This window comes from Labrys sp. LIt4, from assembly GCF_017813775.1.
GTDB lineage: Bacteria > Pseudomonadota > Alphaproteobacteria > Rhizobiales > Labraceae > Labrys > Labrys okinawensis_A.
Window position 1 is genome coordinate 200,791 of record NZ_JAGIPY010000010.1, and the last position, 24,642, is coordinate 225,432.

General features: G+C 62.3%; 24 protein-coding genes, 1 tRNA gene and 1 other RNA gene. 14 read left to right on the forward strand and 12 right to left on the reverse strand.

Features of this window, described 5'->3' with window-relative positions:
- Positions 1-105: 105 nt before the first annotated feature.
- From ruvB to J8I29_RS19595, 10 genes are all read right to left on the reverse strand, one after another.
- On the reverse strand, positions 106-1,179 hold the full coding sequence (gene ruvB / locus J8I29_RS19550) for a Holliday junction branch migration DNA helicase RuvB (protein WP_105865014.1): 1,074 nt from the start codon (positions 1,177-1,179) through the stop codon (positions 106-108).
- A complete protein-coding gene (gene ruvA / locus J8I29_RS19555) occupies positions 1,176-1,793 on the reverse strand; it encodes a Holliday junction branch migration protein RuvA (RefSeq protein ID WP_105865015.1) in 618 nt (205 codons plus the stop codon). Before ruvA ends, ruvB begins: the two co-directional genes overlap by 4 nt.
- A 145-nt stretch (positions 1,794-1,938) precedes the next feature.
- A complete protein-coding gene (locus J8I29_RS19560) occupies positions 1,939-2,751 on the reverse strand; it encodes an isocitrate lyase/phosphoenolpyruvate mutase family protein (RefSeq protein ID WP_105865016.1) in 813 nt (270 codons plus the stop codon).
- A 102-nt stretch (positions 2,752-2,853) separates the two neighbouring features.
- On the reverse strand, positions 2,854-3,372 hold the full coding sequence (ruvC, locus tag J8I29_RS19565) for a crossover junction endodeoxyribonuclease RuvC (RefSeq protein WP_105865017.1): 519 nt from the start codon (positions 3,370-3,372) through the stop codon (positions 2,854-2,856).
- Between the two features lie 92 nt (positions 3,373-3,464).
- Positions 3,465-4,211, reverse strand: coding sequence for a YebC/PmpR family DNA-binding transcriptional regulator (locus tag J8I29_RS19570; protein WP_105865018.1), 747 nt, complete (start codon positions 4,209-4,211; stop codon positions 3,465-3,467).
- Between the two features lie 143 nt (positions 4,212-4,354).
- Complete coding sequence (locus J8I29_RS19575) at positions 4,355-5,179, reverse strand: TIGR00282 family metallophosphoesterase (RefSeq protein WP_105865019.1); 825 nt, start codon at positions 5,177-5,179, stop codon at positions 4,355-4,357.
- 316 nt (positions 5,180-5,495) lie between these two features.
- Positions 5,496-6,074 carry a 5-formyltetrahydrofolate cyclo-ligase gene (locus J8I29_RS19580; RefSeq protein WP_181161336.1) on the reverse strand — a complete coding sequence of 193 codons (579 nt, stop codon included), beginning with the start codon at positions 6,072-6,074 and terminating at the stop codon, positions 5,496-5,498.
- Positions 6,075-6,096: 22 nt separating this feature from the next.
- Positions 6,097-6,254, reverse strand: a non-coding RNA gene (ssrS, locus tag J8I29_RS19585) — 6S RNA.
- A 168-nt stretch (positions 6,255-6,422) separates the two neighbouring features.
- Complete coding sequence (locus tag J8I29_RS19590; protein ID WP_105865021.1) at positions 6,423-6,788, reverse strand: cell division protein ZapA; 366 nt, start codon at positions 6,786-6,788, stop codon at positions 6,423-6,425.
- A 1-nt stretch (position 6,789) separates the two neighbouring features.
- Complete coding sequence (locus J8I29_RS19595) at positions 6,790-7,095, reverse strand: DUF4164 domain-containing protein (protein WP_105865022.1); 306 nt, start codon at positions 7,093-7,095, stop codon at positions 6,790-6,792.
- A gap of 241 nt (positions 7,096-7,336) precedes the next feature.
- Between J8I29_RS19595 and tkt the strand changes: the two genes are divergently transcribed.
- The 10 genes from tkt (at position 7,337) to J8I29_RS19645 (ending at position 19,381) form a co-directional block, all read left to right on the forward strand.
- Complete coding sequence (gene tkt, locus J8I29_RS19600; protein ID WP_105865023.1) at positions 7,337-9,325, forward strand: transketolase; 1,989 nt, start codon at positions 7,337-7,339, stop codon at positions 9,323-9,325.
- A gap of 137 nt (positions 9,326-9,462) precedes the next feature.
- The gene (gene gap, locus J8I29_RS19605) at positions 9,463-10,473 is read left to right on the forward strand and encodes a type I glyceraldehyde-3-phosphate dehydrogenase (RefSeq protein ID WP_105865024.1); all 1,011 of its coding nucleotides are present in this window, start codon (positions 9,463-9,465) and stop codon (positions 10,471-10,473) included.
- A 108-nt stretch (positions 10,474-10,581) separates the two neighbouring features.
- Positions 10,582-10,773, forward strand: a complete 192-nt coding sequence (locus J8I29_RS19610; RefSeq protein ID WP_209432934.1) for a hypothetical protein — start codon at positions 10,582-10,584, stop codon at positions 10,771-10,773.
- A gap of 240 nt (positions 10,774-11,013) precedes the next feature.
- Positions 11,014-12,204 (forward strand): phosphoglycerate kinase, encoded by a 1,191-nt coding sequence (locus J8I29_RS19615; RefSeq protein WP_245197156.1) that lies wholly within the window; start codon positions 11,014-11,016, stop codon positions 12,202-12,204.
- A 196-nt stretch (positions 12,205-12,400) separates the two neighbouring features.
- On the forward strand, positions 12,401-13,465 hold the full coding sequence (fba, locus tag J8I29_RS19620) for a class II fructose-bisphosphate aldolase (protein ID WP_209432936.1): 1,065 nt from the start codon (positions 12,401-12,403) through the stop codon (positions 13,463-13,465).
- 129 nt (positions 13,466-13,594) lie between these two features.
- On the forward strand, positions 13,595-14,245 hold the full coding sequence (locus J8I29_RS19625) for a thiamine phosphate synthase (protein ID WP_105865027.1): 651 nt from the start codon (positions 13,595-13,597) through the stop codon (positions 14,243-14,245).
- Positions 14,242-15,357 (forward strand): tetratricopeptide repeat protein, encoded by a 1,116-nt coding sequence (locus tag J8I29_RS19630; RefSeq protein WP_209432937.1) that lies wholly within the window; start codon positions 14,242-14,244, stop codon positions 15,355-15,357. Before J8I29_RS19625 ends, J8I29_RS19630 begins: the two co-directional genes overlap by 4 nt.
- Before the next feature lie 478 nt (positions 15,358-15,835).
- Entirely contained in the window at positions 15,836-16,624 is a 789-nt protein-coding gene (locus J8I29_RS19635; protein ID WP_209432962.1) for an inositol monophosphatase family protein, read from the forward strand.
- A 124-nt stretch (positions 16,625-16,748) separates the two neighbouring features.
- Positions 16,749-16,825, forward strand: a tRNA-Met gene (locus J8I29_RS19640).
- Positions 16,826-17,386: 561 nt separating this feature from the next.
- Positions 17,387-19,381, forward strand: coding sequence for a hypothetical protein (locus tag J8I29_RS19645; RefSeq protein ID WP_209432938.1), 1,995 nt, complete (start codon positions 17,387-17,389; stop codon positions 19,379-19,381).
- A 433-nt stretch (positions 19,382-19,814) separates the two neighbouring features.
- Here the strand turns inward: J8I29_RS19645 and J8I29_RS19650 are convergent, their stop codons facing one another.
- Complete coding sequence (locus tag J8I29_RS19650) at positions 19,815-20,369, reverse strand: class I SAM-dependent methyltransferase (RefSeq protein WP_209432939.1); 555 nt, start codon at positions 20,367-20,369, stop codon at positions 19,815-19,817.
- A gap of 562 nt (positions 20,370-20,931) precedes the next feature.
- On the opposite strand from J8I29_RS19650, the gene J8I29_RS19655 reads away from it, so the two are divergent.
- Positions 20,932-21,684 (forward strand): hypothetical protein, encoded by a 753-nt coding sequence (locus tag J8I29_RS19655; protein ID WP_209432940.1) that lies wholly within the window; start codon positions 20,932-20,934, stop codon positions 21,682-21,684.
- 151 nt (positions 21,685-21,835) lie between these two features.
- Positions 21,836-22,261 (forward strand): hypothetical protein, encoded by a 426-nt coding sequence (locus tag J8I29_RS19660; protein WP_209432941.1) that lies wholly within the window; start codon positions 21,836-21,838, stop codon positions 22,259-22,261.
- Between the two features lie 133 nt (positions 22,262-22,394).
- Here the strand turns inward: J8I29_RS19660 and J8I29_RS19665 are convergent, their stop codons facing one another.
- Positions 22,395-22,835 carry a host attachment family protein gene (locus J8I29_RS19665; RefSeq protein ID WP_105865033.1) on the reverse strand — a complete coding sequence of 147 codons (441 nt, stop codon included), beginning with the start codon at positions 22,833-22,835 and terminating at the stop codon, positions 22,395-22,397.
- A gap of 434 nt (positions 22,836-23,269) precedes the next feature.
- On the opposite strand from J8I29_RS19665, the gene J8I29_RS19670 reads away from it, so the two are divergent.
- Both J8I29_RS19670 and J8I29_RS19675 read left to right on the forward strand, forming a co-directional pair.
- Positions 23,270-23,491, forward strand: coding sequence for a hypothetical protein (locus tag J8I29_RS19670; protein ID WP_209432942.1), 222 nt, complete (start codon positions 23,270-23,272; stop codon positions 23,489-23,491).
- Between the two features lie 527 nt (positions 23,492-24,018).
- Complete coding sequence (locus J8I29_RS19675; protein ID WP_342588436.1) at positions 24,019-24,528, forward strand: MucR family transcriptional regulator; 510 nt, start codon at positions 24,019-24,021, stop codon at positions 24,526-24,528.
- Positions 24,529-24,642: the final 114 nt, after the last annotated feature.

Genomic DNA, 24,642 nt, shown 5'->3' on the forward strand with positions numbered 1-24,642 from the left:
CGCGGGCGTCCTGTCCGCCTCTTGTTTTTCTCTAACTCTCTGTTTCTCAGTGTTTTTTAATCGAAAAGTCCATCAACTTTTCTGTAAAACGCTTTAAAAGCTGCGTCAGTCCTCGTCGCCGAACAGCGGCATCTGGGGCGCTGTCGAACTCGGCACTGCCAGACCGAGATGGCGATAGGCATGCGGCGTCATCACCCGGCCGCGCGGCGTGCGCTGCAGGAAGCCCTGCTGAATAAGATAGGGCTCGATGATGTCCTCGATGGCGTCACGCGGTTCGGACAGCGCCGCGGCGATCGTCTCGATGCCGACCGGGCCGCCGCCGAAGCTCAGCGCCACCAGGTTCAGATAGCGGTTGTCCATGGCATCGAGCCCGGCCTGGTCGACTTCCAGCGCGCTCAAGGCCTTGTCGGCGATGGTTCTGGTGATGGTTTCGGCGCCGAGCACCGCAGCGAAGTCGCGCACACGGCGCAGCAGGCGGCCGGCAATGCGAGGCGTGCCGCGGGCCCTGCGGGCGATTTCGTTGGCGCCGTCATCGGCGATCGGCGTGCCCATCACGCGGCCGCCGCGCTTCACGATCAGCTCAAGCTCCTCCACCGTGTAGAATTGCAGACGAATGGGAATGCCGAAGCGGTCGCGCAGCGGTGTGGTCAGCAGCCCGGCCCTGGTGGTGGCGCCCACCAGCGTGAACTTGGCGAGATCGATGCGCACCGATCGCGCCGCCGGTCCTTCGCCGATGATGAGGTCGAGCTGGAAATCCTCCATGGCGGGGTAGAGGATTTCCTCCACCGCCGGATTGAGGCGGTGGATCTCGTCGATGAAGAGGACATCGCGTTCTTCGAGATTGGTGAGCAGGGCGGCCAGATCGCCGGCCTTGGCAATCACCGGCCCCGAGGTGGCGCGGAAATTGACCCCGAGCTCGCGCGAGACGATCTGGGCCAGCGTGGTCTTGCCGAGGCCCGGGGGGCCGACGAACAGCACATGGTCGAGGGCATCGCCACGCTTGCGGGCGGCCTCGATGAAGATGGACAGGTTCTCGCGCGCCTTGGCCTGGCCGACGAACTCGCCGAGGTCCTGTGGGCGCAGCTTGGAATCGGCCGCATCCTCGTCACGCGAATCGCCGCTCAGGAGGCGGGCGGATTTGGGTGCCTCGCCGCCGGCGCTCTTGCGCGTGGGCTTCATCGTGACAATTCCTTCAGGCCGAGGCGTATGAGCTTGGCCGTCTCCGCGCCTTCACCCGCTTCCCGCAAGGCGGCGGCGACGGCAGCCGAAGCCTGGGTCTGGGCGTAGCCGAGATTGACCAGGGCCGAAACCGCATCGCTGACGGGGCCGGCGGCGCGCTGTTCGCCGAGATCGCTCTGCAGGCTGATGACGTCGGCGGGAACATGGCCGAAGCTCGGCACCTTGTCCTTGAGCTCGGAAACGATGCGCTGGGCAACCTTGGGGCCGACGCCGGGCGAGCGGGCCACGGCAGCCTTGTCCCCCAGCGCGATGGCGGAGGCGAGATCCGCCGGTTTGAGTGTAGAGAGGATGGCGAGCGCCACCCTGGTGCCGATGCCCTGCACCGTCTGCAGCAGGCGGAACCAATCCCGTTCATTGTCGCTGGTGAAGCCGAACAGGCGAATCTGGTCCTCGCGCACATAGGTTTCGATGGCGAGCACCGTCGCTTCGCCGACGGAGGGCAGGGCGCTGAGCGTGCGGGTGGAGCAATAGACGACATAGCCCACGCCCTGCACGTCGAGGATCACCCAATCCTCGCCATAGCTGTCAACGATCCCGCGCAGTTTACCGATCATGAAAATCCTCTCACGGCAGTTCTAATGCTTTGCCGTGATTCGGGGCATGGGCCTAATCCTGGGACCGCCGGCTTCCAGCCTGCTCTCGCTCCCGCCGGTGTCGCGGCTTCAAGAGCAGGCTGGAAGCCGGCGATCCCACGATTTCTCACTTGCCGAAGAGAGCAGAAAGCTCGGCATAGGACATGGCATCCTTGGCAAAGCCGAAGGTACCCTGGTCGCGCAGCTCGAGGGCGGCCCGCTTCAGGGCGCCGAAAGCCGCGCGGGCGAACGAGCCGCCGACACTGACGCGGCGCACGCCGAGCCTGGCGAGGTCGGCGACGGTGAAATCCTGCCCGCCCACCGTGAACAGCACGTTGAGCGGCCGGTCGATCGAGCTCAGCACGCTGGCAATCTGGTCGAGGCGAGTCAGCGCCGGCGCATAGAGCACCTCCGCCCCTGCCTCCTGAAAGGCCTGGAGGCGGCGGATGGTATCGTCGAGGTCGGCGATGCCGTGGAGGAAATTCTCGGCGCGGGCGGTGAGCACGAAACCTCCGGCCCGCGCGGTTTCGGCCGCGGCGCGCACTCGGTCGACGGCATGGCCGAATTCGTAGATCGGCTGCTCGGGCCGGCCGGTTGCGTCCTCGATCGAGCCCCCGGCGAGCCCGACCTCGATGCCCGCGAGAATGGTGGCCCGGCAGTCTTCCGGCGCATCGCCGAAGCCGTTTTCGAGATCGGCGCTCACCGGCAGGCCGGTCGCTTCCACGATGGCCCGGGCATTGGCGAGCGTTTCCTCGCGTGACATCTGGCCATCCTTGCGCCCGAAGGTGAAGGCGAGGCCGGCGCTGGTGGTGGCAATGGCAGAAAAGCCAAGCGAATCCAGAAGCTTGGCGGACCCGGCATCCCAGGCGTTGGGAATGAGGAAAAGTTCGGGACGCTGGTGCAGTTCGGAGAACACGGCGGCGCGGCGAGCCTGGGTCATGGCGAATCCTCGAATAAATTCACGATTTGTTCTAGGGGCGGCAAACCGGGGTGGCAAGCGCTATTTACCTGGGAGCGCGTGCATCTGCGAGATGCCGGCGTCTCAGGAGGACCGCTTCAGGACCGCTGCCAGATTATGGCTGGTGCGGTGATGGGCATGGGTGATGGCGACGGCCAGGGCGTCGGCCGCGTCATCCGACTTCGGGTCGGCCTTGGGTAGCAGAACCTTGATCATCAGGTGGATCTGCTGCTTGTCGGCATGGCCGGAACCCACCACGGTCTTCTTGACCAGGTTCGGCGCATATTCATTGACGGCAAGGCCGGCCTGGGCTGGCACCAGCATGGCAATGCCGCGGGCCTGGCCGAGCTTCAGGGTTGCCGTGGCATCCTTGTTGACAAAGGTCTTTTCCACCGCCGCCTCGTCGGGCTCGAAACGGGTCACTACCTCCGTCAGGCCCTTGTGCAGTTCGAGCAGGCGGTGGGCGAGTTCCTCATTGTCGTCGGAAAACACCGTGCCGCAGGCGATGAAGGTCAATCGGTTGGCCAGTACTTCAATGACACCCCAGCCGGTGCGGCGCAGGCCCGGGTCGACGCCGAGGATACGGATGGGGGTCTGGGACATATTTTCCTGGGGTCGCCGGCTTTCAGCCGGCTCTTCCCTTTCCTGAGAATGGTCTGATTCCAAGAGCCGACTGAAAGCCGGCGGTCCCCGGATTACTCAGCCAGCTTCGCCATCAGGGCGTCGGAGAGCTCGAAATTGGCATAGACGTGCTGCACGTCGTCATGGTCGTCGAGATTGTCGACCAGGCGCATCAGCTTCTCGCCGGTCTCGTCGTCGACGGCCACCGTGTTCTGCGGACGCCAGACCAGGCCGGATTTGCGGGCTTCGCCGAGCTGGGTTTCCAGAGCCTTGGTCACTTCGGCGAGATTCTCGGCGGCGCAGATGAATTCATGGCCATCCTCGGAGGAAGCGCAGTCATCGGCTCCGGCTTCCAGGGCGGCTTCCAGCATGGCATCCGGCGAGCCCTTGTCGGCGTCATATTCTATCACGCCGACCCGGTCGAACATGAAGGACACAGCGCCGGTTTCGGCCAGATTGCCGCCGGCCTTGGTGAAATAGGAACGCACGTCCGAGGCGGTGCGATTGCGATTGTCGGTGAGGGCTTCGACGATCAGGGCCACGCCGCCGGGGCCATAGCCCTCATAGCGGATCTCGTCATAGTTCTCGCCATCGGCACCAGCAGCCTTCTTGATGGCCCTGTCGATATTGTCCTTGGGCATGTTCTCGGCGCGGGCGGCCAGCACGGCCGCGCGCAGGCGCGCATTCATGTTCGGATCGGGCAGGCCGAGCTTGGCCGCCACCGTAATTTCACGGGCGAGCTTGGAGAAGAGCTTGGAACGCTTGGCATCCTGCTTGCCCTTGCGGTGCATGATGTTGGCGAACTGGGAATGACCGGCCATGTGTCCTGCCTTGTGTCGATCTGAGGCTCCGCGAAGCGAACCCAATGAATTGTGGCGCGGCTTATAGAAAAGGCGGCGGAAAAAATCCATACCGAGAGGCAAATCCCGGGATGCCAGGCGAGATGCCGCGGGTTCCCGGTGCGCTAGACTCCCCAAAAAGCCGGCTCGGCCCGCGACAGTTTCCCACCGATTCTCACCGGCGCGATCCTCACGGCAAGGCCCGTGCTGTCGTCGGTCTCCACCGCCAGGCCCGACAGGGTCGCCTCGCCGGTCGCCGGCTCGAAGCGCAGCCCCGGTGTCTTCTGGATAAAGCGCCGCACCGGCTCTTCCTTGTCCATGCCGAGCACGCTGTCATAGTCGCCGCACATGCCAGCATCCGACATATAGGCGGTGCCGTGGCTGAGAATCTGGTGATCCGCCGTCGGCACATGGGTGTGGGTGCCGATCACCAGGCTGGCGCGCCCGTCGGCGAAATGGCCGAGCGCCTGCTTCTCGCTGGTGGCCTCGGCGTGCACGTCCACCACCACCGCGTCGGCGCCGAGACCGAGCGGGCAGGCGGCGAGCTCTCGTTCGAGCGCCGCAAAGGGATCGTCGAGCGCATCCATATAGACCCGGCCCATCACCTGGATCACCAGCAGCCGGGCTCCGTTCCTCAGGTCCACCAGTGTGGCGCCGCGCCCCGGCGTGCCCTTGGGATAATTGGCGGGACGGATCAGTCGCGGCGCCCGTTCGATGAAGACGAGGGCCTCGCGCTGGTCGAAGGAGTGATTGCCGAGCGTTACCACATCGGCACCGGCGGCGACGACCTCGTCGAAGATCGCCTCCGTCAAGCCGAAGCCGCCGGCGGCGTTCTCGCCATTGATGATGACGGCATCGAGGTTCCAGGCTTCGCGCAGGCCCGGCAGGCGTTCGATCACTGCATTGCGGCCGGTGCGGCCGACGATGTCGCCGAGGAAAAGCAAGCGCATGTTAGGGTCTACCCTCGGCTATGGTTTGGATTTGACGGGAGCGATTTTGGCCGAGGATGTCCGCAGTTGTGGAGCAAGTGCGCGGGAGTTCGAGGACGCAAGCCTTTCGGCTTGCTACTTCCGCCACAGGCAAAGCCTGTGGCTGATACGACGCGCTCATCGGCCAAAAGCGCCCCGCCGCCGAAGGCGGTGAGGTTAAAAATGGTCGTCTGCAGCGTCGCTTCGCTTGCCAAGACGGGAGTCTGGGCAGCGCTGGCTCCTCCCATCCAATCATTTTTGACCTCATCAAATTCCAAATCACGGCCGAGGGTAGACCCTAACGCCCCGTCACTGTGATGATTTCGTTTTCGGTGGCGATGGCATCGAGCGGCACGTCATGGTGCTCGGATGGCAGGAACGCGACTTCCTGGCAGGCGAAGGCATAGCCGAGGGTGAAGACGGGATGCATCGCCCGCAACTGCGGAATGGTGCGGTCGTAGAAGCCCGCGCCATAGCCGATGCGGTAGCCGCGGCGGTCGAAGGCGACGGGCGGCACCAGGAGCACCTGGGGATGGACTTCCTCCGCCTCGGGCGAGGGTTCGGGGATGTTGTGGCGTCCGACCACCAGCGGGTCGCCAGGCGCCCAGGCGCGGAAGGTGAGCGGGTGGCCGTATTTCGGCGTGGTCGGCAGCGCCAGCTTGCGGCCGGCATGGTGCAGGCGCTCGGCCACTTCGTCCGGATGGATCTCGTCGCGAAAGGCCTGATAGAGGCCGACGATGCCGCTGGTGTATTTCAGGCGGCTGAAGGCGTGATGGGCGGCTCTCGCCGTCGCTGCCTGGCGCTGATGACCGCGGATCTCTGAACGCGCCGCCATCGCCTTGTGGCGCAACTGGGTCTTGTGATCGGTGGAGGCCATTACGCGCATGAAAAGAGGAGGGAGCGGGCCACCTCGGCCGTTGGACGGTTCGATCCCGGGCGCCTACTGATGTAGGTGGGCGCCGTAATGTCCAAGCCCTCGAGCGAGAACAGTGACAGCTCCCTTGGGAGTCGTATGGCCCCGGGGATACAGTTGTCCTGACGAACCAGGCAGCACCGCGCCGAGATAATAGGGTCGAGACGATGCGAGCGCCAGAGGGCGATGAAAATATTGCTGAGAGCGCGAACGGCCCGGGATCGCAGGCATCCCGCGATCCCGGAAAAGACAAAGACGCGTCTAGCCAATGAGTTAGGGCAAATAAGCGTTCACACTTGAACGCGCTTTGCTCTAGACGCCGGTCTTCGACAGGGAATCGATCAGCTTCTCGACCCGGCTGGCGGCGTCGGTCAAGGCCTGAGTCACGCGCATCTGGGTCTGCTGCTCGCGCTGCAGGGCATTGTCGCGGGTCTGGCGCAATTCATCGAGATCCTGCTGCAGGGTTGCTGCCCGCCGCTGCATTTCCGACAGTTCGTCCGCGACCATGATGCCGGCCATCACGGCCAGGCGCATGTCACCGATCTCGCCGAAAGAGGAACGCAGGGCATCGATCTTGGCGTCGAGCTGACGACCGAGGCCGAGGAGATGTTCCTCCTGGCCCTCGTCGCACGCCATGCGATAGGCACGGCCTGCAATGGTGACGGATACATGCGCCATGCTAGCTGTCCTGCGGCTCAAGCACGTAACGGATAGAATCCATCGCCTGGTCGAGGCGTCGCGATACGTCGCGATTGGCGGTTTCCATCGCAGCGAAACGTGCATAGCTCGCGTCGAGTTCCAAGGCCAGGCGATTGCGGTCTTCCGAGAGCGCCTGCACTTCGATGCGATGTCCGCCGATGGTGCGGTCGAGTTCCGCGCGATGCTCGGCGGCCTCCTCGAGCTTGGCCAGGGCCGTATTCAATCGTTGCAAGGCTGCATCCACAGACAAGGGCCTACTCACTCTTTCCCTATCGCGGCATTCCATCGAATCATGACGGCGCCGCTCCGCGTTTTTGCTTAAATATCAAAGTATCGCGGTTTCGCACCGCGGCCAAGCGAAAGCCGCCGGCCTTCCCCTGATGATACCTCTGGCTTTCGATCGCCTCACCGCCGGTTGCGTGAATTTCAGGCACAAGCCTGGGGATCATTGACAGTCGGGGATGAGGTGCTAAGAACCCACCGCCCTTTTTTGCCAAATTCCGGCGAATTTCATCAGGAAACACTCCATGGCACTCACCGAAATGCAGAACCGCCTGGCCAATGCCATCCGTGGCTTGGCGATTGATGGAGTTGAGGCAGCCAAATCCGGCCATCCCGGCATGCCCATGGGCATGGCCGATGTCGCCACCGTCCTTTTCACGCGTTTCTTGAAGTTCGATGCCGCCAATCCGCATTGGGCCGACCGCGACCGCTTCATCCTGTCGGCGGGCCATGGCTCGATGCTGCTCTATTCGCTGCTTTACCTGACCGGCGTGCCGGGCATGACGGTCGAGGAGCTCAAGCATTTCCGCCAGCTCGGCCACAAGACCCCCGGGCATCCGGAGAATTTCCACACCGTCGGCGTCGAGACCACCACCGGCCCGCTCGGGCAAGGCATCTCCACCGCCGTCGGCTTTGCCTTCGCCGAGAAGATGCTGGCCGCCCAGTTCGGCAAGAAGGTGGTCGACCACTACACCTATGTGCTGGCTTCCGACGGCGACCTGATGGAAGGCGTCAGCCAGGAGGCGATTGCGCTCGCCGGCCATTACAAGCTCAACAAGATGATCGTGCTGTGGGATCATAACGGTATCTCCATCGACGGCCCGCTGACGCTTTCGGACTCGGTCGACCAGATCAAGCGCTTCCAGGCCGCCGGCTGGCGCGCCGTGAATGTCGACGGCCATGACCAGGATGCCGTCGCGGCCGCCATCGAGGCTGCCCAGAAGTCGAACAAGCCGACCCTGATCGCCTGCAAGACCACCATCGGTTTCGGTTCGCCCCATCGCGCCGGCACCTCCAAGGCCCATGGCGAGCCGCTCGGGCCGGAAGAGGCCAAGCTCTCCAAGGAGAATCTCGGCATCACCGGTGCCCCCTTCGAGGTGCCCGCCGACGTGCTCAAGGCCTGGCGCGAAGCCGGCTCGCGTGGCGCCACTGCCCGCCAAGCCTGGGAAGAGCGTTTTGCTACCCTCTCCGAGCGCAAGCAGGCCGAATTCAACCGCCGCATGGGCCATGTGCGCCCGGCCAAGCTCGGCAAAGCCATTCTCGCCCACAAGAAGGCCCTAGCCGCTGCCCCCACCGCAATGGCGACGCGCAAGTCTTCCGAGGCCGCCCTCAATGCCATCGTCGAGGTCATGCCGGAACTGGTGCTCGGCTCGGCCGACCTGACGCCTTCCAACAACACCAAGGCCAAGGGCCTGGTCGAGATCACGCCGAAGGACTTCAAGGGCCGCTATATCCATTGGGGCATCCGCGAGCATGGCATGGCCGCGGCGATGAACGGCATCTACCTGCATGGCGGCTTCGTTCCCGCCGGCGGCACCTTCTTCGTCTTCACCGACTATGCCCGTCCGGCCATCCGCCTTGCGGCGCTGATGGGAACCGCGCCGGTCTACGTCATGACCCATGACTCGATCGGCCTCGGCGAGGATGGCCCGACTCACCAGCCGGTCGAGCATCTGGCCGCCTGCCGTGCGATTCCGAACATGCGGGTGTTCCGTCCCTGCGATGCGATCGAGACGGCCGAATGCTGGCAACTCGCGCTCGAGCGCACCAATGGGCCGACCATCCTGGCGCTGACCCGCCAGAACCTGCCTTTGCTGCGCGAAGCCACGACGGCCAATCTGTGCGCTCAGGGCGCCTATGAGCTGGCCGGCACCGGCGGCGGCAAGGCCGCGGTGACGCTGTTCGCTTCGGGCTCCGAGGTCGAGATCGCCATGAATGCCCGCGCCATACTCAATCAGCGCGGCGTGCCGACCCGGGTGGTCTCGGTGCCTTCGCTGGAGCTGTTCATCGCGCAGTCTGAAGAGGTCAAGGCCAAGATCATCGGCGACGCGCCGGTGAAGGTCGCGGTGGAAGCGGCCGTCCGCTTCGGCTGGGACGCCGTGATCGGCATCGACGGAGGCTTCGTCGGCATGACCGGCTTCGGCGCCTCCGGCCCGATCAAGGACCTCTACAACCATTTTGGCATCACGGCGGAAGCCGTGGCCGAAACCGCCCTGCGCCGCCACAACGGCTGAGCATGAGCTGTAAGCGGGCGAGGCGTGCCCAGGCGCGCTTTGCTCTAACTCTTTGTTTTGATGCGTTTTCCTAATCGAGAAGTCGATCGGCTTTCCCGGAAAATGCTCTAGCTGAAGGCAGAGAAAGGAAATATCGGATGACAGTTCGTGTCGCCATCAACGGCTTTGGCCGCATCGGCCGCAACATCCTGCGCGCCATCGTCGAGGGCAAGCGCAAGGATATCGAGGTCGTCGCCATCAACGACCTCGGGCCGGTGGAGACCAACGCCCATCTGCTGCGCTACGATTCGATCCACGGCACCTTCCCGGCCGAGGTGAAGGTCGAGGGCGATTCCATCGTCGTGCAGGGCAAGAAGATCAAGGTCACCGCTATCAAGGATCCGGCCCAGCTTCCCCACAAGGAGCTGAACATCGATATCGCGATGGAGTGCACCGGCATCTTTACCGCGCGTGACAAGGCCGCTGCCCACCTCAAGGCGGGCGCCAAGCGCGTGATCGTCTCGGCCCCCAGCGACGGTGCCGATCTCACCGTGGTCTATGGCGTCAACCACCAGGACCTGACCAAGGATCATCTGGTCATCTCCAACGCCTCCTGCACCACCAACTGCCTGACGCCGGTTGCCAAGGTGCTGCACGACGCCTTCGGCATCGAGCGCGGCTTCATGACCACGATCCATTCCTACACCAACGACCAGCCCTCGCTGGATCAGATGCACAAGGATCTCTACCGAGCCCGCGCCGCGGCGCTGTCGATGATCCCGACCTCGACGGGCGCCGCCAAGGCCGTCGGCCTGGTGATGCCGGAGCTGAAGGGCCGCCTCGACGGCACCTCGATCCGCGTGCCCACCCCCAACGTCTCGGTGGTCGACCTCAAGTTCAACACCCGGAAGAGGACCAGCGTCGAGAAGGTCAACGAGGCCATCATCAAGGCCTCCAAGCGCGGCCCGCTCAAGGGCGTGCTGGCCTATACCGACGAGCCGCTGGTGAGCCGTGACTTCAACCACCACCCGGCGTCCTCGATCTTCGCGCTGGACCAGACCAAGGTCATCGACGAGAAGTTCGTGCGCATCCTGACCTGGTACGACAATGAGTGGGGCTTCTCGAACCGCATGGCCGACACGGCGGTGCATTTCGCCAGCTTGATCTGAGCGGCACGCTCGAATTGAGTTGAAGACGGCGCTCCGGGAAACCGGGGCGCCGTTTCTGTTGTGCGATGTGGTAGGATCGGCGTGTGCTGCTGATCAAGGGGGCGTGCGATGGGGGACACGTTCGTCGGGCTGCAGGGCCTTGTGGCACTGGCGGGCTTTCTGTTTCTCGCCTTCAGGCACACGCTGCCTTTCCATTATCGCATGCGCGAGAGAAGTGAGATCAATCGGCACAGCAGCCATGGTGAAACTGAAAATGGCAGCAATTGGTCGAATCTGAATCACCATTCGAACACGGAGTGAAGCAGCGGGCGTTTGCCCTCCAAGACATCTACGCTCCCAGGCCATTGCCTGGCCGGGCGACGCAATTTCAGCCCGTTTCTTACGTTCACCGCTGGATCGATCCGCCCGCTTGCTCTATTGCTCGCCGGTGATTTTGCGAGGCGGGCGGGGTGTGCTAGGGCGTGTCGTCGGTATGGGTTGGTGCCCAATCCGTGCTGACGACCTGGGCACCTTGCCGAAAAACAGATGGACAGGACAGGCATGAGCGCTTTTCGCACCCTCGACGACGTGAATGTGGAAAACAAGCGCGTTCTGGTACGCGTCGACCTGAACGTCCCGATGGAGAAGGGTGTCGTCAGCGATGCCACCCGCATCGAGCGCATCATCCCCACCATCCTGGAGCTCGCCCGCGCCAAGGCCAAGGTCATCCTGCTCGCCCATTTCGGCCGGCCCAAGGGTGTGGACCCCAAGGAGAGCCTGAAGCCGGTTGCCGCCAAGCTCGCGGAGGTGGCCAAGCGCCCCGTCGCCTTCGCCGAGGATTGCATCGGCGAGGTGGCGGCCAAGGCTGTCGCCGCCCTGCAGCCGGGTGACATCCTCTGCCTGGAGAACACCCGTTTCCATCCGGGCGAAGAAAAGAACGATCCCGACTTCGTCAAGGCGCTGGCGGCCAATGGCGACATCTGGGTGAATGATGCCTTCTCGGCCGCCCACCGCGCCCATGCCTCCACCGAGGGCCTCGGGCACGTTCTGCCCGCCTATGCCGGGCGCACCATGCAGGCCGAGATCGAGGCTCTCTCGCGCGCGCTCGAACAGCCCAAGCGCCCTGTCGTCGCCGTGGTCGGCGGCGCCAAGGTCTCCACCAAGCTCGAGCTTCTCGGCAATCTCGTCGCCAAGGTCGACGCCCTCATCATCGGCGGCGGCATGGCCAACACCTTCCTGCATGCCCAGGGCGTCGGGGTCGGCAAGTCGTTGGCCGAGCGCGACCTCGCCGATACCGCCCGCTCCATCCTCGCCAAGGCTGAGAAAGCCAATTGCGCCATCATCCTGCCCGTCGATGCGGTGGTGGCCTATCATTTCGCCGCCGATGCGCCGAACCATGCCTATGGGCTGGATTCCATCCCGCTCGACGGCATGATCCTCGATGCCGGCCCGCAATCGGTGGAGCGTATCAAGGGCGCCATCGACGAGGCGGAGACGCTGGTGTGGAACGGCCCGCTGGGGGCCTTCGAACTGCATCCCTTCGATCATGGCACGGTGGCGGCCGCCAAGCATGTCGCAGCGCGCACCAAGGCCGGCAAGCTGCTCTCGGTCGCCGGCGGCGGCGACACGGTGGCGGCGCTCAATCACGCCAAGGTGGCCGAGCAGTTCTCCTATGTCTCGACGGCGGGCGGTGCCTTCCTCGAATGGCTGGAGGGCAAGCCGCTGCCGGGCGTGGAGATCCTGCGCGCCTGAGCGGGCGGTACCCTCCCCTGGAGGGGAGGGGCGATGCGAAACCTTGGCGTGGGGCGGCTTCTTCGCACGAATCGCGCTCTGTCCAGGATCACTTTTGAGAATTGAGGGCCACGTCATCCCGCCCTGGCCTTGCAGGCCGACCCTCCCCGTCCAGGGGAGGGTGTAAGATCCGCCCCATGCCGCTGGAGACCTCGCAATGGCACGCATCACCCTTCGCCAGCTGCTCGACCATGCCGCCGAGCACGGCTATGGCGTCCCGGCCTTCAACATCAACAATATGGAACAGGTGATCGCCATCATGGAGGCCGCCAAGGCCACCGGTTCGCCGGTTATCATGCAGGCCTCCCGCGGGGCGCGCCAATATGCCAACGACATCATGCTGACCAAGATGATGGATGCGGCGGTCGAGATCTATCCGGACATTCCGGTCTGCGTGCACCAGGACCATGGCAACAACGAAGCCACGTGCCTGACCGCCATCCGGGTCGGCTTCACCTCCGTGATGATGGACGGTTCGCTCAAGGAGGACGGCAAGACGCCGGCCGACTATGCCTATAATGCGAGCATCACCCGCCGTGTTGTCGACATGGCCCATTGGGTCGGCGCCTCGGTGGAGGGAGAGCTCGGTGTGCTCGGCAGCCTGGAAAGCGGCATGGGCGAGGCCGAGGACGGCCATGGCGCCGAGGGCGAGCTCTCGCATGACCAGCTCCTCACAGATCCCGACGAGGCGGTGAGGTTCGTCAAGGACACCAGGGTCGACGCGCTCGCCATCGCCATGGGTACCTCGCACGGCGCTTACAAATTTTCCCGCAAGCCCGATGGCGCCATCCTGGCGATGAACGTCATCAAGGAGATCAACCAGCGCATGCCCGAGATGCATCTGGTCATGCACGGCTCCTCCTCGGTGCCGCAGGAACTCCAGGACATCATCAACAAATATGGCGGCGAGATGCCGCAGACCTGGGGCGTGCCGGTGGAGGAGATCCAGCTCGGCATCAAACATGGCGTGCGCAAGGTCAATATCGACACCGACTGCCGCATGGCGATCACCGGCCAGATCCGCCGCATCTTTGCCGAAAATCCGGGCGAATTTGACCCGCGCAAATATCTGAAGCCCGCCCAGGATGCGATGATCAAGCTGTGCAAGCAGCGCTACGAGGAATTCGGCACCGCGGGCCAGGCGGCCAAGATCAAGGTCATCCCGCTGCACGAGATGGCCAAGGGCTACAAGGCCGGCAAGTTCGAGCCGAAATTCGCGTGAGCGATTCCGGACAAAAGCTTCGCATTCCCGACGCAATGCGAAGCGGAGGCGAAACCTTACAGTATTGGCGCCGATTCCGGGATCGGCGGCAGTGTGGTAGCGAGAAGAAGGATTCCCGGGATTCCCGCCATGGCTGAAGTTCCACCCCGCCCCCCCGTCCAGATCTATCTGGTCACCCCTGCCATCGACGATGTCGCTGCCTTCCTGCCGGCCCTGCGGGCGGCGCTGTCGGCCGGCGACATTGCCTGCGTACTGTTCACCCCGGTGGCCGGCGACGACAACAGCGCCAAGAAGCTGATCAAGGAGATCGCGCCCGTGGTGCAGGGCGCCGGCGCGGCGCTGCTCGTCAGCGGCTGGAGCGCGGTGGTGGCGCGGGCGGGAGCCGACGGCGTGCATCTCAATGACGGCCGCAAGGGCCTCGCCGAGGCGCTGGACAGCTTCAAGCCCGAGCGCATCGTCGGGGCCGGCGGTATCCGGACGCGCGACGAGGCCATGACCGTCGCTGAAAGCGGGGTCGACTACGTCATGTTCGGCGAGCCGGCGCGCGATGGCCGCCTGCCGCCGCTGGAGGGCGTGGTGGAGCGCACCGCCTGGTGGGCCGAGCTTTTCGAGGTGCCCTGCGTCGCCTTTGCGCCGGATCTGGCGGCGGTGCCGCTGCTCGCCGATGCCGGCGCCGATTTCGTGGCGCTCGGCAATGCCGTCTGGAATCACGAGCAGGGGCCCGCCGAAGCGGTTGCGCTGTCGGACCGGCTGCTGAAGCAGAGAGGGAGTCTCGCATGAAGCGCATCGCTGTTGCGGCCGCGCTCGCGCTGCCGGTTCTTCTCGCCGCCATGCCCGGGCAGGCGCAGGCGCCGCCGCCCGCGGAAGCTGCCAAGCCCGCCGACGCTGGCACGCCGGCCGAGCCCGATGCCGGCAAGCCCGCCGAGGCGGCCAACGCCGGCGAAGAAACCAAACCCGCGCCCGCGGAAGCCCAGCCGGCCGAGAACAAGCCCGGTGACGCTCCCCCGCCGGCTGATGCGGCCACGCCGGCGGAGGCCGCGGCGCCTGCTGCGCCGTCCGGCCCGCCACCGGATCTGGCCTATGGCGCCTTCCAGCGCGGCTACTATCTCAAGGCCCTGGAGGAAGCCACCAAACGGGTGGTGTCCGACAAGGACCCCGCGGCGATGACCCTGATCGCCCAGCTCTATGCCAATGGCCTTGGCGTGCCGCCCGATCCGGTGAAGGCGGCGCAATGGTATTCCGAAGCCGCCGAGCGCGGTGACCGCAACGCCATGTTCGCCTATGGCATGGCCAAGCTCCTGGGCAAGACCGTGCCCAAGGACGAGCCGGGCGGCATGCTGCTGCTCAACCGCGCCGCCGAGCTGGGCGTGCCGGAGGCGGCCTATAATCTCGGCATCATCGCCCTGCGCACCACCAATGGCCCGCCCGATTATGCCACCGCCTATAAGCGCTTCAGCCAGGCGGCGCTCGCCAACAATGGCGATGCCCTCTATTCGCTCGGCGTGCTGACCAAGGAAGGCAAGGGCGTAACGGCCGACAAGAAGAAGGCGGCCGATTATTTCCTTGCCTCCGCCAATGCCAACAACATCGACGGCATGGTGGAATATGGCATCGCCCTCTTCAACGGGGAGGGGGTGCCGCGCGACCAGGAAATGGCGGCAGACTGGTTCGAGCGCGCCGCCCTGCGCGGTTCGCCGATCGCCCGCAACCGCCTGGCACGGATGTATGCGGCCGGCATGGGCCTGGCGCCCAATCCGGTGCTGGCCTGCATGTGGCATCTGCTGGCCAAGGCGGCTGGGCTCGAGGACAAGCAGCTCGACGAATATGTCGCGCGGCAAACGCCTGAAGTGCGGGCCGCAGCCATTCAGGGCGCTCGCTTCTACGGCATGTAGGGATCGGGAGCGGCATGGCCGCATTGGATGCCGCGGCGAGGGCGGTAATCGAGCGTCATTCGCGCGGCTATGTGGCGAGCGTCAAGGCGCACGGTACGTCGAACCCGGGAGCGCCCGGTGGTCGAGATCAATTTCGTCGACGTACTGGCCCGGCGGGGTGCGTGTGTGCGCGGCATCTGCGAGATCATCGAGCGGGCCAGTGAGGCCTCGCCGCCCTGCGTCCGCATTTCGTAGCGTTTGCGTCGAGGCGGTGAAGCCGATCTCGTCGCCCGCCTATGACATCGGCGCGGAGGAAGAGGCCCTGCACGGCCATGGGAAGGCTTATTACCGGGACCTGTGAGCCCCGCCGGCCGCGGCGATTCGAATTTTCACTACGGCCGCATTTTCCCGTTCATATCGGCGGCATTTTCCATTAGACAGGCCGCTTCCCATTCCTGCGCCCCGTGTTCCGGGGCGACCGTTATTTGAAAGTTCCATGATGCTGCGTTCACCTTTGATGAATGTGATGGTTGCTGCCGTGCTCAAGGCCGGCAAGGGGCTCAAACGCGATTTCGGCGAGCTCGAGAACCTGCAGGTCTCGGCCAAGGGGCCGGGCGATTTCGTATCCGTCGCCGACAAGAAGGCCGAGCGCACGTTGCATCAGGAACTCGAGCGGGCCCGCCCGGGCTATGGCTTCGTGATGGAGGAGACCGGCGTCGTCGAAGGCGCGGACAAGACCCATCGCTGGCATATCGATCCGCTCGACGGCACCACCAATTTCCTGCATGGCGTGCCTTTCTTCGCGGTTTCCGTTGCGCTGGAGCGCGAGGGGCTGCTGGTGGCCGGCGTCGTCTACAATCCCGCCACCGAGGACCTGTTCGTGGCCGAGCGCGGCAAGGGCGCCTTCCACAACGAACGGCGCATCCGCGTCTCCGGCCGCCGCCTGATGGAGGATTCGATGGTGGGCATGAGCCTGGCGCGCCTCGGCCGCGGCCAGCACCAGACCAATCTCGCCGATCTCGGCGCCGTGATGGGCAAGGTCGCCGGCGTGCGCAATTTCGGCGCCACCGCCCTGGACCTGGCCTATGTCGCATCCGGCCGCCTCGACGGCCTCGCCTCGCGCTGGCTCTCCTCCTGGGACTTGGCAGCCGGCATCGTGCTGGTGCGCGAAGCCGGCGGCTTTGTCACCGACATCCGTGGCGGTGACACCATGCTGGACACCGGCGACATCGTGGCCGGCAACGAAGCCATCCACAAGGGCCTGCTCGGCCTCTTCGCCAAGGCCTGACGGCGCGGATTCGAAGGCAAAACCGCAGTAAAGACGGGGAGGGGAGAAGATTTCCTCTCCCACCCGCTTGACAGTTTCGGCCCAGCCTTGCATAAGCCGCCCGTCCGGCAGCGCCGGGCCTCGTGGCGGGGTAGCTCAGCTGGTTAGAGCAGCGGAATCATAATCCGCGTGTCGGGGGTTCAAGTCCCTCTCCCGCTACCATTTTTTTCATAGAAAAGATGATCGAGCAGGGTGTTGTTCGCAGGTGCAGCCTTGCGGACCACTGCGTTGCTCCGGGCTTTTATGCAAGCTTGGCCGGGCGCCGGCTTTGTGCGCTGCCTATTGCCAAAATTGCATGCACTGAACCGCACTCCACCTTTCTGCGCCACCGCCCCCATGAAGGCAGGTCGAGTTGCTACAGCCGAAGCATCCTTCGGATGCCTTGGGGGAAGGCGGTATTGAACGCTTCAGGACCTCGCCGACGTCGAGCGCCTCGCTTGGATGCGAGGCTCGTCGAATTACAAGCCGCGCTACATATCAGCCGGTTGTCCATCATCGGCGCGCCGTAGCTCCCCAAAAATATCCTTTTTCCAAAATGCAAGGAGGTGACTCTCTCATTTTCGTAACACGCCCGCCGTTGAGACATCATCCCTATTTGTTCATCATTTGTTCACGCAATGAAGAAGAAGCACCCAATTCCCGTCTGAGTTAGTGGGAGCTTCGTCTTGCGGCTGAAAAATAGAGGTTTTTCAGATCTGATCCGACATTTAGAGAGGTGACGGTATGAAATTAGAATATGTATGCAAGAAAATAACAGTCGTGGGATCTCTGCTGGGGGGTCTCCTGTCGCAAAATGGAGTTCTGCTGGCTGATACTTTGCCTCCGGATACGACCGTGCCAGCGCCGCAATATTCGAGCCCCCTCTTTGCAACACCCCAGGATTTTCGAACGCTCGGCATTGGCTCGGCGCCGCTGCCGGCGTCGCAAAACCAGATCAATGTGGATGAGGGAACGCTGCGCGGCTGGGGCTATATGGGAGACGGGTTCCATCACCGGCTTTTCGAGATTACGAACTTCAATGGCATGAACTCCACTGGTTGGACGCTTGCGCAGTGGAAAACGAATGCCGGCCTTGTCGCGAATTCCCTCGATGATGAAATTGATGGTGTGGCTGTCAATTCCATCATTCAAAAATATAGGACGACATTTGCTGGGAACGATCTATATATACGTTTCCCAAAGGGGAGAGCTTATTTTAGCAGCCCTATTAAAAGCTGTGGAATATCCATCGTATTCCAGGGAAGCGGGCAGGATCAGACCAATCTGATATTCGGAGCAGACAGCAGCTGGAAGAATAATGCTGGTACAGGCCCGCTCTTGGACAGCTCGGGTAATCCGATTCAGGATAAATTTGTAGACGGCGTGAATATATGCAGTACCTCCACGATTGGCAATGTCCCCGATGAGGATCGAATAGAGCTGCGGGATTTAACGGCTGCGCAAGCGAAAGTTGGCGGAAATAATTATGGTTTCTATGGAGTATTTAAGCCATCAAAGAATCTTTACACGCACAATATTAAAATAAATAACTTTAATAATTGTATGTACATTGTTAATGCTGGAGGATCTCAGATCGAAAATACGTCTTGTTATAGTGGTATAAATTATTTCGACGGCAACTCTGAGCCCATCGGGACCACCGATCCTACAGTGGGAGATGGTATTACGATGATAGGAAGAGGAGCTTTTGTAAATCATATCACTAATACAATCGTACAGAATTATAAGACCGGTTACACTTTTTATGCAAGCGGGGCAGCCGGTGCCGTAGGGCCTTTTGAGGACGTATCAATTCTTAACAGTGCCGCCGGTAACGCGAAGCAATGTATCAAAATATATTCGTCAAAAGCGGATTACTCTCCCCTCGAATACAACATCGATAATTTCTCTTGCAATGCGACATCCGGTTTTGTTGACGCGCAGTCTGTCGGTCTCCTGACAATCCGCGGCGGGGACTGGCTGGTTGCCAAGCCGTTTACCGACGCAAACGCAACATGGAAGGGTCAAAACCAGGATTTCTTTCGTTTCTGCCGAGTATCGAACGGAACTTTGGAGCAGGCTTGGTTGTCGAACGACGGAAATGGCGCTGCAATTGGTAGTTATATCCACGTATTTGGTTCAAATAATCCTTGCGGAACCCAAGGAAACGCGAATGGTGTGCGGGTCATCAATAACTACCTCTATCACTACAATTTGCAGTACAATAACTTGATCGTTGTAGATCCGACTGCTACCAGCGTAACGGTACGTGACAACGTATTTGCTGGCTTAAATGGAGCGGAAAGTCATCCACCGGTAAATGCCTTCAGTTGGGGCCCTACCGATGCAGCCTCGGCGCTTTACCAGGGCCAGCCGGGCGAGGTCGCGAGCGTTGCTGGGTCGGTGGCATCCGTGCCCAATGGAAGTCCTGTGACTGTTGCAACGGTCAATCTAACGCCCGGTATGTGGGAGTGCTCCGCGGGACTAATTGCAGTGGCGGGAACCGGCAGCTCGATCACGACAACGCAGGTTTCGTTCAACACGGCGCCCAATTCTTGGCCGCTTGCACCTGGCTATGGGATGTCGCAGATTCCTGGCAGCGGTACCCTGCGTGCTGGCCCGCATACCTTTGATTTGACCTCAACGCAGGGGACGACGCCTATCTATCTGATCGGGGCGGCTCTCTATTCAGGCTCAGCCGGCCTCAGCGGCAGTGGGCAGTGTGTTCGAGTGCGGTGATACGCCAACGGAGATAGCCTCTCGGGACATTAGCCGGAGAGGCTATCCTCTATTTCTACAAGTTCAATTCGCAAAAATTCAAGTATCGCGATCTTGCAATTTTTGTCGGCAGAGGACGGCGAATGTTCTGCCATTTTACCCAGCGTTTCTCTGGGGTGGTGTCCCGATACTCTAGCAGAGCGGGACGAACCAGCGCATGCTCGCCCAAAATAACGCCGCTGCGCCTCATCACAGCCTGATAGCAAGATTTCTGCGCTCTCGCTTGTTTGGAGCTACCGTAAGGGGTTTGAGGCGCCAACCGTGGAGGTGACATCGTCGCCACTGAGCGGAGGGTGACGAGGACATGGATAAACGACTGATGAGAAAATATCGTTGCGACCAGCGTGGGTGGCCGAATGTGCCTTCCCTGAACGATAGGAAGGCACATCAGGCACTATAGCTTGCGCACCGCGACTTGGCTGCCGATTGCTAGTTCCAACTGGCAGCGCTCGCGGCCGAGCAAAGCGTGAACGGGCGCAACCACGCCATCCTTCCACCATCCGCCCAAGGTGTAGTCGTCGAATGCCATGATGCCGCCGAGCTTCAGTTTCGGCCAAAATGCATCGATGTCGGCGGCAACCGCATCCTTGTTATGGTCGCCGTCGACATAGACATAGTCGAGCGTCCCATCCTCGACCCGCTTGGCCCATCGAGTAGAGAAGTCCCGAACGACCTCGACTAGCCCTGCCTGTGTCTGCTCACGAAATCGTTCGAGCACTCGTGGATAGCGGCCCTCGACTTCCTCGCGCGTAAAAGCTGTCCCACCATAGAGGGTTGTCGTATGGGCGGCATCGTCGAAATGCATCCACGGATCGACCAGATATAGTTTCCGGGGCTGGGTAGCCTGCAGCAGTTGAGCAGAGAAATCGCCCATAAGAACGCCTATCTCGGCACCGATACCCCCTTTGGGTAGAACTTGCAGTAACATTCCTCTGGGATCTGGAAACATATGGCTTCTTCTTTCCTCTGCTTTTTCTTGGCTCGTGCTATCCACGAGCATTGAGATTTTGTCCAGCCTCTTTGAAGCATCGTCGTTGATTGAGGGCGGAGATACTCCAGCGTAACCGGATGGTAAAATTCGTAGCCGTCGCGCGACGCAAGATCAATGCGCCATTTGATCTGCCCAGCCGGATGGCCTTGTCCGCTTCGTGCGTTTGGGAACGGAGATGGGCACCTCGAATGACGTCGACCGAATCGGTTCCAAGAGAGGTATCGCGCGGCGGTGGTTTCGGGCGCGGGCTGCTCCGGCCGGAACAGTGGCGGCGACTGGCCGAGTGCTATTAGATGCGCGTTATCGACGCCTGTCTGACAGGAGTACATCGATGCTGGGTGCGATGAGGCGGGGCAAGTTTCTTGCGATCGGCCTGTGGGTACGAGCGCGAGGCATCTGCAGGGTGCCAATCCTTTACAGAGCTTTCCGGCCGGGCCCATGTGTGGGTCTTGCCGTGAAACTCTGCTTGGGGCTTGGCGTTGCCCTCTTCCTGGCTGCGTCTGCCCACGCCGGAAAGTCCGTGCGCTGGCAGCCTCTGGAACTGTTCGGGCGCAAGATTGCCCTCGTCGAGACCGACGAGGATGGCCGCCAGCTCGAGGTCGAGGGCAAGGTCGTCGCCGAAAACCACGTGATCGCTCTGGAGAAGATCGGTGTCATCGGCCAGACCGGCTATGCGATCGGCTATGCCGGCAGCGGCGGCAATGCCTGCGCGCCCGCCCGGTTCATCATCGCGTTCCTGCCGGGCAAGCCGGCGCGCTTTGATGGTCCCATCGGGGAATGCCAGAATGTGGAATTCGTGAGCTCCGGTGTCGGCTTCGTCTTCGAGGAAATCACTTCCTATGGCAATGGCACCCGATGGGTGTGGCTGCCGGAGACGGGCTTTTCCGCCCCGCAGAAGACGGCCACCACGCCCGATCCGATGATCTGGCAGAACGCGCTCGAGCTGAAGGCGGAGCATCCCGGCCAGATCTTCAGCTATGGCACGATCGCCAGCCGGCTGGTCGAGATGCTCGGGCCGGACGAGGCGACATTCAAGCGCCTCCTGAACGGCTTGGGCAGCGTCGATGTCGAGGACGATGCAGTGATCGGCTCTTCCTGCCTGAAGATCTACTGCCCGGACGAAACGGCATTCTACATCGTCGACGTATCGAAGAAGCAGGCCTTTCTGGCCTGGAAGGAACACAGCAAGCTCATCGTCGTGCGGCCTGATGTGAAGGCCTGGCCGGCAGCTTTTCGGCGCCGGCTTGCCGAATGGGCCCGCCCGTTCAAATAGGCCGCTGCCGGCGCGCGGCGATACGTCATCCCGCCAGCGCGACGCACGCCCGCAACGCCTTGTTTGGGTGTATCTCCCGATACCCGCAAAGGAGGTGCCGGATTTCGGCAGACCGATGCGATCCGGCCATCCGGAGCAGCGGGAGAGCGCGATGCAGAGCGGCAACTGGCTTGCAGCAAGTGGATTGCTCATAGCGGCGGTGTTCCCGCCCTGGGGTGGGTTCGAACCAGGTTTGGCCAGAAACGAGGCGGCTACAGCGCCCGCCACCATTCTCTCCGCTTCCAAAAGCGGGGAGGGTGCCGGGGCGCCGGCGCAGGGCTACGATGTTTGGCTCGGCTGGCCAGACGATTATAGACGTGGCTTCGCCCTGGCCATCGTGATGGAGCAGCTTTCGACCTGCCTCGGCGATGGCTGCCAGGTTACCAGCCACCGCCGTCAGTGCCTCGCCGGCGTAACCGACGAGGCGGCGGTCGAACTGCTCGATCGCTATGTCGTCCGCCATCCTCTGGCCAGATCGCGCCCGGTCAATGTGACGATGGGCCAGGCGCTCTATGAGCTGTGCGGCCCGGCCCGATAAGGGGCGCCAGGAGGGGACTTGAAAAACCAGCAGCTCATCGAGAGGCCCGGCCAGCCATGTCTCGCTCGCCTCCCCGGTCCTGTTCAAGCGCCGGATCGGCCGCTGCGATCTGTAAAATCGGATGACGGCGTCGCTATTCCCGCAGCATTCTTGCGATATCTTCGATCGGGTGCGAGGTCATCTGCTTGGGAATTTCGCGGCTGATGCGGTCCAGGACTTCCTGGTGGAAGGCTTGACGCAAATCGCCGAGCACCTTTGGCGGAGCGACCACGACCAGCCTGTCGAATTGGCCGGCATGAGCACGCCGATACAGCATTTCGGCGAGGCCGGCCGCAAAACGCTCTTCGCCCAGCCGATGCCAATCGGTTTCCTTGATGGCGCTGGTGCGGCCATTGCTGCCCGTGCCCGTACGCCCGGGTTGGTCGGTGCCCTGTTCCCGCGTGGCGGGGTTGTCGTCCTGCAGAACTTGGTCGACGGCGAGACTGGCCTTGTTGCCACGTCCGATCTGGCGCAGAAAAAGCGCCTTCCTGCCATCACCGACCAGCACGAGGGTGTTTCTGTCGTCTAGGATCATGGTTGCAATACCTCTTTGCAAGCAAATGCATCCGGGCGCTCAAATGTTCCTCTGTCAGCCCGAGGATGCGGGATCTCCTGCTGCGCAACCGGCTCAACGCGGACGGAATAAGGCTTCCTTCATACGATGTCATTTTGATCGCGGTAGCGTAGAGATCGGCTGCAGAAGTACAATCAATATCGCCTGGTCGGCGTCGGCTTCGTTCCCAGGAATCTAACTAAGGGCTTTTCCATAGAATTGCCTCTTCTCGTAACGGCTCGATTCCGGCCATTTTACGATCATCGGTTTTCATTTTAAACCAGCATGTACCATCAATTCTTGGGCTGAAACGGTCGAAATTCATAAGACTGCTGTGCAATTTCGCACAGAGCGGAGCACCGGTTGGCTGTCATTGAGGGGCATCGGAAGCCTGTCGTGACAGAGGGAGTGCTGCCATGCCTCGCGACGAAACGCTGTTGGACTTCACCGAGGAAAACCACCGTCTCCGCCGTGTCTCGCGTGGCGATGCCGGCCGACAGTTCCATTTCTCCGTCTGCATCGTCGCCGTTCTGGCAATCGCGATCCTGGTCACCATGATTGCCGAATCCGCCACCTTGAAGAAAAGGCCGATATCCGGGCCGGGCCGCTCGGTATCGCTCACCCAATCGCTGCGTTAGATCGCCGCGTCTCCCTCGTTGTGATACGGCGCGTTCCCTGCCGGGGATTCGCTGCCGTTTCCGAGGATGCCCGACCTCTTCTAGCGCCGGCTTCCTGGCGGATCAGGCCGCGAGCACGCGCAAAAACAGGCGGCAGTTGGCACAGAGTCCCGGCGAGTGCTCTCCCGCGGCGACCGCATCGTCGGCGACACCGTGCATGGCCGTCATGGCAGCATTACGGAGTTTTGCCCAGCGGGCGGCTCGACGGGTGTGTGCCGGTGTCCTTTCCCCTTCCGCCGGCGATCGGCAGCACCGATGGCCATTTCTTTAAAAAGGCCTCACGAGCGGTTTCGTGCAACCCAAAACGCCGACGCTGGTTGGGAAAGCAACGCGGGAGGGCGGGCGTCGTCCTGCGCAAAGGCATGTCTGATGAATGAGGAGGGATGGTATTTGGGCAAATATTCCTGGCCTGAGTGTCAGGCTGCCTCAATATGTCGCGGCTGTCGGCTGTCGATCCGGGCAGCGATTTCTAACTATAACGAAATGTAATGTGCTTTTTTGGCCCAACGTGGCAAAATGCTGCTTTCATCAAACGTGAATCGGGGATCGTTTCGGATATGCAGGAAGCTGACAATAATTTAATCGATATTACGGTGGATATCGTCGCAGCTTACGTCGCTAATAATTCTATTCCGACGGACGGTTTGCCATCTTTCATATCAATGGTTCACGACAGCCTGTCGAAGCTCCGGGAGCAGCCGGTAGTCGAAGAGGCGGCTCCATTGCGTCCAGCTGTACCAGTACGCAAGTCCGTGACGCCCGATTTCATCGTCTGCCTGGAAGACGGCCAGAAATTCAAATCGTTGAGGCGGCATTTGCGCAGCAAATACAATATGTCGCCGGAGGAATACCGGAGCAAATGGGGCCTCCCGGAGGATTATCCCATGGTTGCGCCGAATTATGCTGCGGAGCGCTCCCGTCTCGCCAAGGCCGCAGGCCTTGGATCGTTGCGCTGGGGGCGCAATACCCCGCCGGCCAAGACAGCCAAGGCTGGCTGAGGACGCGTTTCGTCTCGTTTCATGCCCAGGCCGGAGCGATCCCATGAGGCATCGCTCCGGCCTTTTGCGTTCGACGAAGAGGCATGGACTAATCGAGAAGCGCCATGGCGCCGG

Excerpts from the sequence above, each read along its gene's own strand:
- ruvC (WP_105865017.1), bottom strand. The coding sequence starts at position 3,372 with ATGTCCCAGACCCCCATCCGTATCCTCGGCGTCGACCCGGGCCTGCGC.
- gap (WP_105865024.1), top strand. The coding sequence starts at position 9,463 with ATGACAGTTCGTGTCGCCATCAACGGCTTTGGCCGCATCGGCCGCAAC.
- J8I29_RS19560 (WP_105865016.1), bottom strand. The coding sequence starts at position 2,751 with ATGACCCAGGCTCGCCGCGCCGCCGTGTTCTCCGAACTGCACCAGCGT.
- tkt (WP_105865023.1), top strand. The coding sequence starts at position 7,337 with ATGGCACTCACCGAAATGCAGAACCGCCTGGCCAATGCCATCCGTGGC.
- J8I29_RS19650 (WP_209432939.1), bottom strand. The coding sequence starts at position 20,369 with ATGTTTCCAGATCCCAGAGGAATGTTACTGCAAGTTCTACCCAAAGGG.
- J8I29_RS19580 (WP_181161336.1), bottom strand. The coding sequence starts at position 6,074 with ATGGCCTCCACCGATCACAAGACCCAGTTGCGCCACAAGGCGATGGCG.
- J8I29_RS19570 (WP_105865018.1), bottom strand. The coding sequence starts at position 4,211 with ATGGCCGGTCATTCCCAGTTCGCCAACATCATGCACCGCAAGGGCAAG.
- J8I29_RS19595 (WP_105865022.1), bottom strand. The coding sequence starts at position 7,095 with ATGGAATGCCGCGATAGGGAAAGAGTGAGTAGGCCCTTGTCTGTGGAT.
- J8I29_RS19615 (WP_245197156.1), top strand. The coding sequence starts at position 11,014 with ATGAGCGCTTTTCGCACCCTCGACGACGTGAATGTGGAAAACAAGCGC.
- J8I29_RS19630 (WP_209432937.1), top strand. The coding sequence starts at position 14,242 with ATGAAGCGCATCGCTGTTGCGGCCGCGCTCGCGCTGCCGGTTCTTCTC.
- ruvB (WP_105865014.1), bottom strand. The coding sequence starts at position 1,179 with ATGAAGCCCACGCGCAAGAGCGCCGGCGGCGAGGCACCCAAATCCGCC.
- ruvA (WP_105865015.1), bottom strand. The coding sequence starts at position 1,793 with ATGATCGGTAAACTGCGCGGGATCGTTGACAGCTATGGCGAGGATTGG.
- J8I29_RS19660 (WP_209432941.1), top strand. The coding sequence starts at position 21,836 with ATGCAGAGCGGCAACTGGCTTGCAGCAAGTGGATTGCTCATAGCGGCG.
- J8I29_RS19635 (WP_209432962.1), top strand. The coding sequence starts at position 15,836 with ATGCTGCGTTCACCTTTGATGAATGTGATGGTTGCTGCCGTGCTCAAG.
- J8I29_RS19575 (WP_105865019.1), bottom strand. The coding sequence starts at position 5,179 with ATGCGCTTGCTTTTCCTCGGCGACATCGTCGGCCGCACCGGCCGCAAT.
- J8I29_RS19665 (WP_105865033.1), bottom strand. The coding sequence starts at position 22,835 with ATGATCCTAGACGACAGAAACACCCTCGTGCTGGTCGGTGATGGCAGG.
- J8I29_RS19670 (WP_209432942.1), top strand. The coding sequence starts at position 23,270 with ATGCCTCGCGACGAAACGCTGTTGGACTTCACCGAGGAAAACCACCGT.
- J8I29_RS19610 (WP_209432934.1), top strand. The coding sequence starts at position 10,582 with ATGGGGGACACGTTCGTCGGGCTGCAGGGCCTTGTGGCACTGGCGGGC.
- J8I29_RS19645 (WP_209432938.1), top strand. The coding sequence starts at position 17,387 with ATGAAATTAGAATATGTATGCAAGAAAATAACAGTCGTGGGATCTCTG.
- fba (WP_209432936.1), top strand. The coding sequence starts at position 12,401 with ATGGCACGCATCACCCTTCGCCAGCTGCTCGACCATGCCGCCGAGCAC.
- J8I29_RS19675 (WP_342588436.1), top strand. The coding sequence starts at position 24,019 with ATGTGCTTTTTTGGCCCAACGTGGCAAAATGCTGCTTTCATCAAACGT.
- J8I29_RS19625 (WP_105865027.1), top strand. The coding sequence starts at position 13,595 with ATGGCTGAAGTTCCACCCCGCCCCCCCGTCCAGATCTATCTGGTCACC.
- J8I29_RS19590 (WP_105865021.1), bottom strand. The coding sequence starts at position 6,788 with ATGGCGCATGTATCCGTCACCATTGCAGGCCGTGCCTATCGCATGGCG.